General features: G+C 43.3%; 11 protein-coding genes and 1 riboswitch. Of the genes, 6 read left to right on the forward strand and 5 right to left on the reverse strand.

The window, feature by feature from the left end; all coding sequences use genetic code 11:
* Positions 1-20: 20 nt before the first annotated feature.
* Complete coding sequence (locus DRB05_RS11000; protein WP_128726981.1) at positions 21-1,268, reverse strand: HlyD family efflux transporter periplasmic adaptor subunit; 1,248 nt, start codon at positions 1,266-1,268, stop codon at positions 21-23.
* A 175-nt stretch (positions 1,269-1,443) separates the two neighbouring features.
* Here DRB05_RS11000 and DRB05_RS11005 point away from each other — a divergent pair, with 175 nt between their 5' ends.
* The 5 genes from DRB05_RS11005 to DRB05_RS11025 all read left to right on the forward strand — a co-directional run bounded on the left by DRB05_RS11005 (position 1,444) and on the right by DRB05_RS11025 (position 6,301).
* Positions 1,444-2,820 carry a sigma-54 dependent transcriptional regulator gene (locus DRB05_RS11005; protein ID WP_128726982.1) on the forward strand — a complete coding sequence of 459 codons (1,377 nt, stop codon included), beginning with the start codon at positions 1,444-1,446 and terminating at the stop codon, positions 2,818-2,820.
* Positions 2,807-4,108 carry an ATP-binding protein gene (locus DRB05_RS11010; RefSeq protein ID WP_235956694.1) on the forward strand — a complete coding sequence of 434 codons (1,302 nt, stop codon included), beginning with the start codon at positions 2,807-2,809 and terminating at the stop codon, positions 4,106-4,108. The genes DRB05_RS11005 and DRB05_RS11010 overlap by 14 nt, the downstream gene beginning before the upstream one ends.
* A 45-nt stretch (positions 4,109-4,153) precedes the next feature.
* A complete protein-coding gene (locus DRB05_RS11015; RefSeq protein WP_128726983.1) occupies positions 4,154-4,756 on the forward strand; it encodes an alpha-ketoglutarate-dependent dioxygenase AlkB in 603 nt (200 codons plus the stop codon).
* A gap of 7 nt (positions 4,757-4,763) precedes the next feature.
* On the forward strand, positions 4,764-5,483 hold the full coding sequence (locus DRB05_RS11020) for a nitrilase-related carbon-nitrogen hydrolase (protein ID WP_128726984.1): 720 nt from the start codon (positions 4,764-4,766) through the stop codon (positions 5,481-5,483).
* 76 nt (positions 5,484-5,559) lie between these two features.
* Positions 5,560-5,693, forward strand: a riboswitch (yybP-ykoY riboswitch).
* Positions 5,694-5,737: 44 nt separating this feature from the next.
* Positions 5,738-6,301 (forward strand): manganese efflux pump MntP family protein, encoded by a 564-nt coding sequence (locus DRB05_RS11025; RefSeq protein ID WP_128726985.1) that lies wholly within the window; start codon positions 5,738-5,740, stop codon positions 6,299-6,301.
* Positions 6,302-6,649: 348 nt separating this feature from the next.
* On the opposite strand, the gene DRB05_RS11030 is transcribed toward DRB05_RS11025, so the two are convergent.
* Positions 6,650-8,815 carry a M3 family metallopeptidase gene (locus DRB05_RS11030; protein ID WP_128726986.1) on the reverse strand — a complete coding sequence of 722 codons (2,166 nt, stop codon included), beginning with the start codon at positions 8,813-8,815 and terminating at the stop codon, positions 6,650-6,652.
* 238 nt (positions 8,816-9,053) lie between these two features.
* Here DRB05_RS11030 and DRB05_RS11035 point away from each other — a divergent pair, with 238 nt between their 5' ends.
* Positions 9,054-9,629 (forward strand): DJ-1/PfpI family protein, encoded by a 576-nt coding sequence (locus DRB05_RS11035; protein ID WP_128726987.1) that lies wholly within the window; start codon positions 9,054-9,056, stop codon positions 9,627-9,629.
* A 42-nt stretch (positions 9,630-9,671) separates the two neighbouring features.
* Here the strand turns inward: DRB05_RS11035 and DRB05_RS11040 are convergent, their stop codons facing one another.
* The 3 genes from DRB05_RS11040 to DRB05_RS11050 form a co-directional block, all read right to left on the reverse strand.
* Positions 9,672-13,070, reverse strand: a complete 3,399-nt coding sequence (locus DRB05_RS11040; RefSeq protein WP_128726988.1) for an ATP-binding protein — start codon at positions 13,068-13,070, stop codon at positions 9,672-9,674.
* Positions 13,071-13,235: 165 nt separating this feature from the next.
* The gene (locus DRB05_RS11045; protein ID WP_128726989.1) at positions 13,236-14,219 is read right to left on the reverse strand and encodes a glutathione S-transferase family protein; all 984 of its coding nucleotides are present in this window, start codon (positions 14,217-14,219) and stop codon (positions 13,236-13,238) included.
* A gap of 9 nt (positions 14,220-14,228) precedes the next feature.
* Positions 14,229-15,056, reverse strand: coding sequence for a pirin family protein (locus tag DRB05_RS11050; protein WP_128726990.1), 828 nt, complete (start codon positions 15,054-15,056; stop codon positions 14,229-14,231).
* Positions 15,057-15,240 lie beyond the last annotated feature (184 nt).

Raw genomic sequence — 15,240 nt, forward strand, 5'->3', positions numbered from 1 at the left:
TCTTTTGCCTTTTAATTCTATTAATGAGTCAAACTGACCGACTGCATGTCTTTAAAGCTGCTGTAACTTGAGGTGATCACTCGGTCGCCGACTGCCAGCCCATCGAGTACTTCAATATATTTGTTGTTACGCTCGCCAAACGTCACCGATTTCTTCACCGCCACCTGGCTGCCCTGCTCTAGTACAAATACCCACTTGCCGCCGGTATCTTGATAAAATCCACCATTTGGTATTAAAGTCGCGGCTTTCGCATCTGCTAATAACAACTCCAACTGCAAACTTTGACCTCTACGAATGTCGCTGGGCAGCGCAGCATTAAAAGTTAAATCCACTTCAAAGCGACCATTTGACACTTCGGCATAGACCTTTGCGAGCGTTAGCTCATAAGGCTTTCCTTGCAGCGTTAACCTTGCGGTTTGTCCTGCATACACGCGGCCTAGGTAAAACTCATCAATTTGGGCCGACACTTTATATTCAGACACAATATCCACTTGCCCTAAACGTGATCCTCTCGCCTTTGACGCACCTAATTCTGCGTCTAGCGCAGTCAATTGACCATCCATAGGCGCTTTGATAATTAGATTTTCAAGATTTTTACGCGCAAAGCTCAAGTTTTTATTGAGCTGCTCGACGCTATCTTCTAGCTGTGCAATTTGTGCCGTACGGATTTTTTCATCTTGTTGCTGCTGCTCAATAATTAACTTGCGGCGGTTTTTTAGATACTCAGTTTCATCTTCGGCCGCTTGTAGCTCATCTTTTGAAACTAAATTACCACTACCAAGGCGCTTGAACTGTGCAAGCTTTCGCTCACTTTGCGTTACTTGAAAATCTAGCTCTAATAGGTTTCGTTTTAAGTTTAAACGGTTTTGATCTATCGCTAAGCGGGTATTATGTAGGTTATTTAGCTGCTCTGAGATCTGCGCCTCTCGGGAGATCACATCCAGCTGTAAGCTGGTGTTGCTCAGTGCGAGCAGTTTGTCACCCTTTTTAACCATCGCACCTTCTTCGACGAAGCGCGCTTCGACTCGCCCACCTTCGATGGCATCTAGATACACAGACTTACTCGGCATGATGCTGCCTCTAAGCGGAATAAGATCATGAAACTCACCCTTTGTCACTGTACTTATCTTGACTTTATCCATCGCCAGATTAACACGCTCCCCACTGCTACTCGCTGCACTATCAAATGCAAAATACGCTACCGCTATAATAGGTAGCGCCAGCCACCACAGCTGAAGTCTTTTGTTAGGTGTGATTTTTCTATCCATTTTGTCACTCTCTTGAGTTTAGGTTAGCCTAATAACTCAAGTTGCGTGCCAAATCAAAAAACCCATAAAAATCAAATTCATAAATTAATTCTATAGAATAATGGAACAAAAGAGTGTAAAAAAATTAAACACCTAGTGTACGATATCGTACAGTTTGATTGGGAAAGGAAATGTAATGACTATCAGCGATAAGGCAATTTTAGTTGTCGATGACAACAGCGAAATTCTCGTCGCCACGAGAATGTTGCTCAAACAATATTACAAAAAAGTGGTGACGCTAGAGAATCCCCATGACATCGCTAAAACAATGTCGGAACAGGATTTTGCACTAATATTACTCGACATGAACTTTACTCGAGAATCAACCTCCGGCGCCGAAGGATTCTACTGGCTCAAACAAATAAAAGCCCTGGACGAAGATGCTGTGGTTGTGCTCTTCACCGCCTATGGCGATCTAGCGACGGCAGTGGATGCCATCAAGCTTGGCGCCAACGATTTTGTCCTCAAGCCTTGGCAAAATGAAAAGCTACTCGCAACGGTTGCCAACTGCATCGAGTTGAGCGAACAACGGAAAAAGTCCAAGAAACTTACGCAAATCGCACAAATCTCAATGGCAGCGCAAAACAAGCCATTCGAGCATTTAATTGCTTCGAGTCCAGCAATGGAGCAAGTTTTTCAAACTATAGAAAAGGCCGCTAAAACCGACGCCAACGTCTTAATCTTAGGTGAAAGCGGCACTGGTAAAGAGGTCGTTGCCAGAGAGCTACATAAACAATCTTTACGAAAAGACAATACCTTCATGTCTGTAGATATGGGCACGATAGCCAGCTCTTTGTTCGAAAGTGAGTTGTTCGGCCATATGAAAGGCGCATTTACAGATGCGAAAGCCAATAAGCCAGGTCGCTTTGAACTTGCGGAATCCGGTACTTTATTTTTGGATGAAATAGCTAATATTCCGCTCGAGTTACAGGGAAAGTTACTTACTGCGATCCAAAATCGAGTAGTTACGCCAGTAGGTGGCAGCAAACAAATAGAGGTGGATCTGCGCCTTATCACCGCAACCAATATGAATTTGTATGACATGGTGCGCGAAGGCAGTTTTCGTCAGGACTTGTTATACCGCATTAATACCGTAGAGATCACACTTCCAGCACTACGAGATAGACCTCAAGATATTCCACTACTTATTGAGTTTTATGCTGATCTATACAGCAAAAAGTACAAGCTCGCGTGTAAAACGGTCAGCGACAAAATGATGGCTGATTTAGTCAAATATCAATGGCCCGGTAATATTCGAGAATTACAACATTTGGTTGAACGTGCTGTTATTTTATCTGACTCAACCCAATTACAGTTTCAGCTCGCCAGTCCAGCGGCAAGCACGCAAGAGAGAGTGGGACTTTTTGACACCTACAATCTCGCAGAAATAGAGCAACACACCATAGAGCGGGCGGTCCGAGACTTTAAGGGAAATATCAGCCATGCAGCTAAAGCGCTTGGGATCACCCGCGCGTCACTGTACCGTAAAATGGAGAAGTATGATGTGGAATAATAGCCTCGCTCGCATGGCCATTTTTCAACTCGCGGCCATTGTATTCGCCACGCTTGGTGTATTGGGCTTTCTCCACAGCTACGTCTTTTTGTTTAGTGGGTTATCCATTGCGATTGCAGTGCTATTCACAGTGCTGTCTATTGCCACACTGAAAAGACAAAAACAACGATTCGAAGAGGTGTTTACTGCGCTCAAGTATCAAGATGGCAGCTTTAGAATTGATAAAAAGCACCCAATAAGTAAGCAAGCACTTACAACCTGTAACGAGCTTATTCAGAAAGCTCAGCAAGATAAAGCCAAGCAGACAGAGCTCGTCACCACTTATGAAACGATGCTACAACACATAGAAGCAGGTCTGATCCTTATCAAAAATGGCCACACCATTTTGATTTGTAATAACAGCGCAAAGCAATTGTTGGATATTCGCGGCGCAGAGTCTGGACACTCACTACTTGCAGCACACCCAGAGCTTGAACAAGCCAAAGTAGGTAGCCACATTACCAAAGACTTACTATTTAAATATTTTACGTTTTCCAATCAAGACAACCAATACCAACTTTGGCTTTTTACTGCAATTTCAGAGCAGCTAGAGAGTACCCAAATCGAATCTTGGCAAAAGCTGATCCGCGTGCTTATCCATGAAATAGGAAACTCCGTCGCACCGATTTATTCGCTCTCAAATACGCTAATTAATATCACCAATAATCAGTTAGCCGAAGCGGTGACAGACCAAGAACTCGTTGAAGACTACTTACAAAGCCTACAAGCGATTGGTGTTAGGAGCCAGTCTTTACTTGGCTTTATAGATAACTACAGAAAGCTCACACATATCCCTGAACTTGACCTCCAACCGCTTGTAGTACAGACTTTATTTGATGACATCACGCCATTGATAAAAAGCGACTTTCGTGACGCAAATATCAGCCTACACTTTGACGTGACGCCCGCTGCGCTAAGCATTAATGTTGATAGAAAGATGATAGAGCAAGTGCTGCTCAACCTACTAAACAACGCCAAAGATGCCATGAAACATAACAACCAAGAAAAAGTAGTGACAGTATCAGCAACGATTAATCGCTACGGCAAATGTGAGATCAAAGTTGCTGATAACGGGGAAGGAATAGAGCCCAGCGCACTCGATAAGATATTTGTACCATTTTTTACCACAAAACCTCATGGCTCGGGAATTGGACTTGCACTCAGCCAGCAAATTATCCACCGCCATAAAGGGAGGATCAGCGCGACTTCTGAAGTAGGAAAAGGGAGCTGCTTTAGTGTATTGCTTTAGTGCTTTTCTTTTTTAAAGAAAAATAGCAACAACAAGGAGTTAATCATGAAGCTTCCACTTTTAAATAATGCCGAGGCAGAATATATTCCAGCATTTCTTACCAAGGCAGAGAGCCAATTACTGTATCAGTGGTTAATCACACACTGTGATTTGTCTCAGCCTGAAACCATCACCTTGCCTAACGGTGAAAATACGGAAATTAGACCTTGGAAAATGATGTTTGTAGACCCTAGTCTCGAAGATCCGGAAGTATTTCCTAGCTACCATGGTCGACGCCAAGCTTGGCCTAATTTGATTTCATCAATACAACAACGGCTACAAGCTCAAATAGGCGTCGAATTTAGCGTCTGCGTCTGTATTTTTTATTCAGATGGTGATGAGTACATGGACTTTCACAGTGATCTATCCGCGTTTGGACCAACCGATGTGATTGCTTCTCTGAGTGTAGGTGCTGAGCGCTTGTTTCGAGTCCGTCATCAAGCAAAACCCGATGAACAATTTGAACAGCAGCTAGAAGATGGTTCATTATTTATTATGGGGCATGGCTTTCAAACACAATTCCAACATGCCATCCCGCCCGCACCTAAAGAGGTTGGCGCTAGATTTAATCTGACCTTTAGGAAGTTTACTTGGCCAAACGTAACATAGGTGAAAAATGAAAGTAGGATTTTATCAATTTGCAGTCAAATATGGTGACCCCCAATACAACCGAACGACCATAGTCGAGGCATTATCACAGGCAGACTTTGATCTCATTGTGTTACCCGAGTTATGTACCTCAGGTTGCCTCTTTCTTAATCACACTCATATGGAGGAGATGGCTGAGGAATTACCTAATTGCACGACTCTCAGCCTACTCCAACCTTTAGCACAGCAGCGACAAGGAACTATCATTGCAGGGATCATTGAAAAAGCTGGCCGTGATCACTTTAATAGTGCAGTTATAGTTAAGCCAGAAGGAGCTGTCGGCGTGCATCGTAAGGTTTTTTTAGCCCCACCCGACAAACGCTTTTTTCAAGCCGGTGATACGTTCAAAGTGCACGAAATAATGGGGGTTAAAGTGGGTATTTTATTATGTTACGACATCTGGTTTGAAGAGGGACTCACTCAACTTACAAAGCAAGATGTGCAGTTAATTGTAAATCCCTCAAATTATTGTGGTGAAGACAGTCTTGATACAATTATAAAGCAAGCTAAGAAATATAAAGTCCATATTATTTCAGCAAATCGCACTGGTATGGACCACGTTACTGAAACAGGAGTTCAATTTATCGGCCAAAGCATTCTTGTAAGCCCTGATGGTGAAGTACTTATGCTTGGGGATTCAACGGAGCAGCTTATCACAGCCGAAATAGACTTTTTCGCCCCTTCGTGAGGATAGCCTGCAAATGCTTTCTATCGGAATAAGTAAACCCATTTTGGTTTTGCTTCCCATGTAATTCTTGATATTATCGCAACTCGTTGGGGAGTAGCCTGCTTCCAATGCTCGGAAGAGTTCGTATCAACATAATTGGCCAAAATGCCATGGTGCGGACACCTCTCGGTTGGCGAGACCATCGATGTATCCATGCCTGTGGTTGGGCGTGTGGATGTATCGTGGACTCAAATCGCCTGACCGGAGCAATGTAAATGAATTTCGTCACCCTGCTACTATTAGCATACGCTATGTCTACCGATGCTTTTGCCGCGGCAATCGGTAAAGGCGCCAGCTTAAAATCACCTCGGCTTACTCAAGCCATAAAAATCGGCCTTATTTTTGGAATTATTGAAGCCAGTGCACCGCTGCTTGGCTGGTTAATAGGACAATCTGCTGCAGGCTATGTCGAAGCTTGGGATCACTGGATTGCCTTTATCTTACTGTTCGGACTTGGCGCTCATATGATTTATGAGAGCCTTAAGGGTGATGACGAAGCGCCAACTCAACACGCAAAACAGCCTTGGTTCAAAACCATTATCACAGCATTTGGCACTAGTATTGATGCAATGGCTGTCGGCGTCAGTCTCGCATTTGTTGATGTGAATATATGGCTCGCCGCCGCACTCATTGGCCTCGCCACCACCATGATGGTGACAATTGGTGTGATGATTGGACATTCGGCTGGAAAGTTTCTTGGTAGTCGAGCTGAAACCTTTGGTGGGGTGATCTTAATCTGTGTGGGAACTTGGTTGCTATATAGCCACCTTTCGATTTAATCTGACTCGCAAAAAAGAGCGGTATATTTACCGCTCGCTTACTTATACCCTTTACCTAGGGCTAATGGCTTTTAAGCTTTTTTAATCGCTTTTTTCAGCTTTTTGATTTTCGCTTCATGCTTTTCAATCTTTGCTTTACGCGCTTTCAGCTCTTTTTTAAGCGCTTTAACATCGCTTTTCTTCGCCATAACTAATCTCCTTTGGTTGTTTTGCGAACACTTACTACCATAGCAAAGTGACTGACAATATCAAACTACTCTCGTACTACAGCTCTATCTAATCCTAAAAGAAACCCCTTGGCATCATGCCAAAGGGTTTTTTATTATCCGAATAGTTGAGTAAGCTTTTTTACTTCTCTACCGGAAAGCCTCTATCACGCATCAGCGCTTCAACCTCAGCATCACGACCCCTAAACTTGCGATACGCTTCTGCTGGATCCATTGAGTTGCGAACTGAGAATAGGTAATCCACCAAACGCTGTGCAACGTCTTTGTCATAGAAGCCACCTGGCGCTTCAGCAAATGCTTCAGCTGCATCTGAGGTTAATACCTCAGCCCACAGGTAACCGTAGTAACCCGCTGAATAACCTTCACCTGAGAATACGTGACCAAAGTGAGTGGTACGGTGACGCATCACTACTTCATCCGGCATGCCTAGCGCACCTAACTGAGACTTTTCGAATGCAACAGGGTCGCCAATCTTGTCTGGATCTGTGGTATGGAAAAGCATATCCATGATAGCCGAACCAAGATATTCAGTCGTTGCGAAACCTTGGTTAAAGGTTGCTGACTTCTTGATTTTCTCGATTAGCGCTTTAGGCATAGGCTTGCCTGTTTTATAGTGAACTAAGTAACGATTGATCACTTCGTCCGTTGACAACCAACGCTCCAATAACTGAGATTGGAACTCAGTGTAGTCACGCACGCCAGAGTTTGAACTTGGATACTTCACGTTTGAAGAAAGCGCATGCAGCGCGTGGCCAAACTCGTGGAAATAGGTTTCTGCATCAGACCAAGAGATCAAAGTTGCTTCACCCTCTGGCGCTTTCACAAAGTTGGAGTTGTTTGAGCTAAGCACATTTGTTTTACCATCAAACGTTGTATGGCTGCGGTATGACAAGGCCCACGCACCTGAGCGCTTACCTTTACGTGCGAACGGGTCTAGATACCAGAGGCCAATATTATCACCAGTGGTTTTGTCTGTTACTTCCCAAACACGAACATCAGGGTGGAATACAGGCACCGACCCTTTCGGCACTTCAGTGAACTCAAAGTTGAACAAACGACCTGCCACATAGAACATCGCTTCACGCAAATTATCTAGCTGTAAATAAGCCTTAACTTCGTTTGAATCCAATTGATATTTGGCTTGACGTACCTTCTCAGCGTAAAAACGATAATCCCAAGGCTTGATGGTGATATCAGCACCTTCTTTGTCAGCGATCGCTTGCATGTCAGCCACTTCTTCTTTCACACGCGCAATTGCAGCTGGCCATACTTTTTTCATCAGCGCCATCGCGTTTTCAGGCTTTTTCGCCATGCGGTCTTCGAGACGCCACTGCGCATAATTATCGTAGCCTAATAAGTTAACGCGCTCATGTCTCAACTTTAAGATGTCAGAGATAATCGCTTTGTTGTCGTACTCACCACCATTGTTGCCACGGTTATAGTAGTTGTTCCATACTTTCTCGCGTAACTCACGCTCTGTTGAGTAGGTTAAAAATGGATCCATGGATGAGCGAGAGTTGGTAATCGCGTACATGTCCGCCTTACCGCGCGCTTTTGCAGCAGCCGCTGCCGACGCAACAAACGACTCAGGCAAACCTGACAATTGCGCTTTAGTGAGGTAAACCACGTAGTTTTCTTCGTCTGCAAGGACGTTGTTTGCAAACTGAGTATGTAGCTTTGATAGCGCTAGATTAATGTCTGCGTAACGCTTAGCGTCTTCACCTTTTAGCGTCGCACCATTACGGGCAAAGCCGTTATAACGCATCCAAGTAATACGCTGCTCTTCTGCGGTTAGCTTTTTATATTCAGCACCTTCATAGACTGCTTTTACACGTTCAAAAAGCGCTTGGTTTTGGGTGATTTTAGAGCTGAACTCTGAAAACTTAGGTACCACTCGCGATTGAATTTCTCTAAATTCAGGGCTTGAAATATTAGAACGCCAAAGACCGTAGTAGGTAAATACACGATCCAAAGCAGCACCCGCTCTTTCCAGCGCAACGATTGTGTTCTCAAAAGTTGGCTTCGCAGGGTTATTAGCTATCGCTTCAATTTCTTTTAAATTATCAGCCATACCTATTTCAAGTGCGGCTTCTAAATCCTCAAGCTTCATTTTATCAAAATGAGGAACGCCTTGATAAGGGCCTGAAAACTCTTGCAAAAGCACATTATCATATTGCTTACTTTGAAGTAGTTTTACTGGTTCTTGAGTTTGATCCGCTGTGCCCGCACAACCCGCAAGGGCTAAACATACAGCAGCACTTAAAAGTGTGATGGTAGGTTTGAACATATTGTTACATCGCTTGTTGTTATCGTGGGTAAGATATTACGGATCGTCTCTAAAAGTGCAATCGCTTTGCGAGAGAAGCAAGATTCTCTGCGATGGAGAAGAGAAGCGAGAATTCATGACTGTTTGAATGTATCTAAACCAAGATTTAAGGTGTTTTTTCATCGGTTGTTACAATTTACCTTGAAAATTTAACCAAAATCAGCCAAGTTAGTAAAAAACTGATCTGTAGGGAAAAATAATGGAAGTTGGTATTTTCATCTATGACGGTGCAGAGTGTTTAGATTTTTGCGGCCCGTTTGAGGTATTCAATACCGCAAAGCGATTTATCGAGACTCCGATTAACGTCAACCTTGTCGCGCCAAGTCATATCCCAGTAACCTCGCGTGGCGGCATGAGTGTAAACCCCCATTACAGCATCTACTCGCATCCAAAGTTTGACTTGCTCATAGTTGTAGGTGGGCTTCATCACCAAATTTGTAGCGATCACAACGTACTTAATTGGCTTGCAGAAACTGCCAACCATACCTCTCAATGCGCATCAGTTTGTACAGGCGTATTTTTATATGCTGAAGCAGGCCTCATTGATGGAAAGCGAGTCACCACCCATTGGCAAGATATCGACGATTTGAGAGAACAATACCCTTCTCTAGAAGTGGTTGAGGACGTAAGGTTTATCATGGATCAAAATTTTACTAGCTCAGCGGGTATTTCAGCTGGTATTGATATGAGTTTAGAGCTAGTGAAAAAACGTTTCGGGCAATCTATTGCAAGAAAAACAGCAACGCAAATGGATTACGATTGGCCTAGAAATTAATAATGGTGAATGTCACCATTATTAATTCTACCACACGCGGGTCTACTCACCGCTAACACCTGCAAGCTCCAGCTCACTCACACGTTTTTTCGCAAATACTACGACTTTATCGTATTCACTTTGCGCCTGTGCCAAATGTGATTTACACTGTCCTGCTTGATGTTCTCGCGCATAAGTTTCTATTTTATCGAGCAAATCAAATAGCGTATCTGCAGCCAAATCACCTGCTTGGCCTTTAAGTGCATGGCTGTACCTCGCTGATGCGTCACAATTACTATTTTTAATACTCAATCTAAGCTGTTGCATTTGATTTTCAGAGTCACTCAAAAACAAAGTGTATACTTGTTTAAGTAACTCATCATCTCCAGAGAGGCGTTCTAGCACGTTAGCTTCATTTATTGGCTGTTTCGCTTGTTTTTCTTCCTCGCTCTCGAAGGGATGAATAAGCACAGAGTCATCATCCTTAGCGTGTACTCCTAAGACTTCCAGCACTTCAAATAATCGCTCAACGACCACAGGTTTAGTCACAAATTCATCCATTCCCGCGTTTAAGCAACGTTCTTTTTCACCCGCAAGTGCACTGGCAGTCATCGCAATAATGATCGCATCTTTGTATTTATCACCACCTTGACCTTGACGAATTGCCCTTGTGGCCTGATAACCATCCATTCCTGGCATATTGCAGTCCATAAAGATGGCATCAAAGTTAACTTCTTGATGCTCAAATAGCAGTAGTTTATTCACGGCATCTTGGCCATCAACGGCAAAGCTCACTTTAGCCCCTTGTCCTTCTAAGATGCCTTTAGCCACAATCCGATTGATTTGATTATCGTCTACCACCAAGAAATGACAACCCGCGACTAAATTACCGCTTAATGCCACTGTCTCACCAGACTTTTTCAAACTGGGCTGTAATCTAATTGCTTTATTTAAATCAAATAGCGCGACAAACTCCCCCACCCGAAGAGGAGCAGAGATATGCACAATATTGTCGAAATCATTAATATGCTGAAGCTCATCCCCCACTAAAACAAGCTTCTCAAATTGATTTTGAGCCGACTTTACTTGATTGTAATCTTGCTCACTCGTAACGATGCATATATCACTCTGTGCGCCTTTCTGTACAAGCTCACCACCACATTTACTGATAAGTTTAGCAATCATGTCTGACTCTAATTTTGTTTTACTGAACACAGAGGCTGTTTTTCCAGCTAATACTTCAGGCACGTCAATGGGTTTAGTTTGCGAACTAGAAAACGGTAGTTCAAACCAAAATTTACTCCCTTTAAACTTTTCACTCTCAAAATGAATATGGCCGAGCATTTTTTCTACGAGCTGTTTACAAATAGAGAGCCCAAGCCCAGTTCCACCAAACTCGTTCGAGGTGTTAGCTGACTCTTGACTAAACGATTGGAATAGCTTGCCGTGATTGGCCTTTTCAATACCGACCCCAGTATCTTCAACTGTGATTTTAAGCCATACCGTATCGTCTAGTTGCTCGGTAACTGCGGTCAATTTCACATGGCCTTTTTTAGTGAATTTAATCGCGTTGCTAAGAAGGTTATAAATTATTTGTTTAACGCGCGCCGCATCACCGCACAACTCAATATGCGCTAAACCCGTTTGATCTAAAATATAAGTAACCTTCTGCTCCTTGGCCTTTGCCGACATAGAAAGTGCGACGTGCTCAATGACAGAGAGCGGGTTGAATGGTTCATTATCAATGTCTAGTTTACCCGCCTCTATCTTCGATAAGTCAAGTACATCATTGATTAACGACAAAAGCGTAGTCGAGCTAGTTTCCATCATTTCTAGGTACTTATGCTGGTGCTTAGTAACGGGCTCTTTTCTCACCAAATTTAGTGACCCCAAAATACCATTGAGGGGAGTTCTCATTTCATGGCTGATAGTAGATATAAAGGCACTTTTCACTTCTGACGCTTTGGCGGCTTTATCTCGAGCATCCACAAGCTCTTTGGTACGCTCCTTCACCTCTTGTTCTAAGCGCTCATTTGCACCAACTAGTTGTGCTTCCGCTTCTTTTTTCGCAGTAATGTCTTCAACAAATAATGCCACCCCCTGAATGCGTTCATTTCCCGCGTAGATTGGAGATAAACTAAGTGAAAGCCAAATACTTTCATGGGCATTCAGCTTCAGTTGTAATGACTTAGATTCCACCACTTCACCCTGTAAAACCGTATTAGCATAGCGAGATACAAACTGATGCACAGCTTCTGGCAGAAACTGTGAGTTACTACCTAAACTGCTATTTTTTAATTGCTTAAAGAAGTGTTTTGCTGATTCATTAAAGCTGGTGAGCTTTAGGTTGTTATCAAAGCCAAGTACACCATCTGATGCGCCATCTAAAATCGCCTTAAACTCTGCTCGCGTTGAATCGAGCGCACGTAAACTACTGGTATATTGCCAAAACGCAAAAAAGACTAGCGCAAATACACCGCAAGCAACAGCGAGTAAAGCATAGGTGGTTAACCGTTTTTCATTCAAACTTTGCTGATAAGCAGCAAAAGGGAGCAGATTAACAAGCTTAACCTTTAGATTATTAAAGTTAGACCCTTCAACCTTGTTAATGAGCGCTAAAAACTGTTCTCCCGTCGACTTGTCTTCCACCAGCTGGACTTTATTCGACCATGGGGTCACGCGATATAATGTTTGAAAGTTGATTTCGGGGTTTAAGTCTTTGCTGTACCGTAGCGAAAAATCAGGGTGATAAATAAACGAATCATCAGCGCCCAAGAGCATCACTTTTTGCATCTCTGGCGCTTGAGAGACAATCCTTTCTATCATCTTTTCAGCGTTGGTATTGATCACCAGTATGCCAAATAAGTCATTATCTATATCGTAAGTTGGCAAGGTGAAACGTTTAGTGGGTTGAAAAGGCGTGACAACTTGTCCGTGCTCACGATTTAGATTGGTAGTTGTAGAATAGATAGTGCGCTCTGACAGTTGCAGTGCTTTGATATAGTAATCGCTTTCACTCTTATTTTGCAGCTTGCTATCGGGTACCGCTATGACTTGTCCGAGTTGTCGCTCAACCCTGACCATCTCAACCCCTGTATGGGCATCAAGTAGGCGGATCTGGTTAAGGCCATCATACGAATACAACATTGACCTAAAGATCGTGCTTAGTCGTGCTCGCCAAATATCAAGCGGAGTGTTTTCTTGAGGGTCGATACCATTGTTTTTTTCCGCTCTGGCGATCCCCTGAATTGGTGGGGTGTCTAATAGAAAATAAAGAAACCGACGATTATCGTCGATTTCTCCCAAATAAATACTGTTTTGCGCTGAATGAACCTGCTCTAACCGCTGGAAAAAGCTCTCGTTTAGGTCACGATGGATGCTATTTTCAAAATATAAGATAGCACTTACCATCACGGCGAGCAGCAGTGCGATAGCGCTCTTAGCAATATTGGAAGAAGACACATTTTCTCCTTGGACAGTGGCCTGAGTGTTAGGCATAAAGACCTAAAATGCGTTCGCACTTAAGCACAAAAGGCAGCTACAAGCAAACGCATTATTAAATCTAGTCCAAATAGAAACAAAGACAAAGCTTCCTTGCCATGAACTCAGCATAATAAGTCAGGTCATTTACAACGAAATACCTTTACGATTATGAAAACGGTGATAATCAATGCTTGGCCCTTCTGGTACTACTTGGGTTGGATTGATCATCGTGTGGCTAAAGTAGTAGTGTCTTTTAATGTGGTAAAAATCAACCGTATCTGCAATACCTTGATGTTGATATAAGTCACGCACATACGCAGAAATATTGGGGTAATCTTCGATTTGCTTAATATTGCACTTGAAGTGACCATGGTACACGCTGTCGAAACGGATGAGAGTCGTAAATAATCGCCAGTCGGCTTCCGTTAATTGTCCTTTCACAAGATAACGTTGCGCAGCAAGCCTTGCCTCGAGCTTATCTAGCGCGTTAAATAACGCATTTACAGCACTACTATAGGCATCTTGGGTAGTTGCAAATCCGGCCTTGTATACACCATTATTGATATTGTGGTAAACAAACTCATTTATTTCATCGATTTCATGCTTTAACGCCTCTGGGTAATAATCGGTGTCGTTTCCCGTTATCTGATTAAACGCATGATTAAACATACGAATAATTTCACTCGATTCATTGCTCACGATTTGCTTCGTTTGTTTATCCCAAAGGACAGGCACCGTGACTCGGCCCGAATAACTTGGATCGTTTTTAGTATACAGCTGATGCATAAAGCTGAGCTGATACAGGCTATCACCGACTTCTGGACGCTGACTCGTAAAGCGCCACCCTTGGTCCAACATATCAGGGTCAACAATCGATACGTCGATATGCGCCTCTAGCTGTTTAAGCTTTCGGAAAATGAGCGTTCTATGAGCCCATGGACATGCAAGAGAAACATACAAATGGTAACGTCCGGACTCGGCTTTAAAGCCCGCTTTACCCGTTGGCCCCGCACTGCCGTCTGCTGTTACCCAATTTCTTAGCTTTGCAGACTCACGCTCAAACTTGCCTTGGCTACTTTTTGTGTCATACCATTTATCATGCCATTGACCTTCGATTAATAATCCCATGTAAACCCCCTATACAATATCGCCGAAGCGTCCTTGTTGATAATCTTTTACTGCTTGATGAAGCTCCTCTTGAGTATTCATCACAAATGGTCCCATATACGCTATTTTTTCCTCAATTGGCTGCCCAGCAAGGATCAAAAAGCCAACATCATCCGTCGCGAGGAGATCAAAATTTTGGCTTGGGTCAAGCTCAAGCAACGTTTGCTCCCCATAGTTTTCAAGTTTGCCCGTATGAATATAAATCATCACCTTGCCAAACTGAACCAGTTCAAGGTGCAATTGACTTCCCGCAGCTAAAGCCACATCTGCAAGTGCTCCCCCGCCTGAAAGAGACTGTAATGACGATGTCAGTACTTCGCCTGCCACTTGCCATGTGCCCGCCAATGCTTTGAAATGACCTGTTTTTGCTATCGCTATTTGCGGCACAGGGTGCTCAGTTGTATCTTGGTATTTAGGCGTTCGCATTTTGTCTTTTGCTGGCATATTTAACCAAATCTGGAAGCCATGCATGCCCTCTGCGTCACTTAGCGGCATTTCTGAATGCACCACACCACGCCCAGTACTCATCCATTGTACATCACCGCTGCGAATGGCTTTGATATTACCCATTTGATCTCTATGCTCAAAGCCACCTTTGCGAATATAGGTAAAGGTTTCAATGCCTCGGTGTGGATGCGGTGGGAAGCCAGCCACAAAGTCATTGCGATTATCTGACTTTAATTCATCAATCATGAGATAAGGATCTAAACTCTTGCCATCAAATCCAGCGATGCGGTTAATATTTACACCAGCACCATCTCGTGTCGCCTGTGCCTTGTTAATTCGAATAATCTTCATAATAGCTCTCAAATTCGCCTGAACATGAAGTAATACGTTCAGCTCAATAATTTAATGGTTAGCCTATCAAACCTGCGAGAGAATAAAATTAGTCAAATTTGGCTATTTTGTTCGATTAAAAAGAACGAACATCACAAACCATAAGTAGCGCCGTCAATCACTGGTCTGAACAGCTTCTGATACC

Source organism: Pseudoalteromonas sp. A757, assembly GCF_004103285.1.
Taxonomy (GTDB): domain Bacteria; phylum Pseudomonadota; class Gammaproteobacteria; order Enterobacterales; family Alteromonadaceae; genus Pseudoalteromonas; species Pseudoalteromonas galatheae.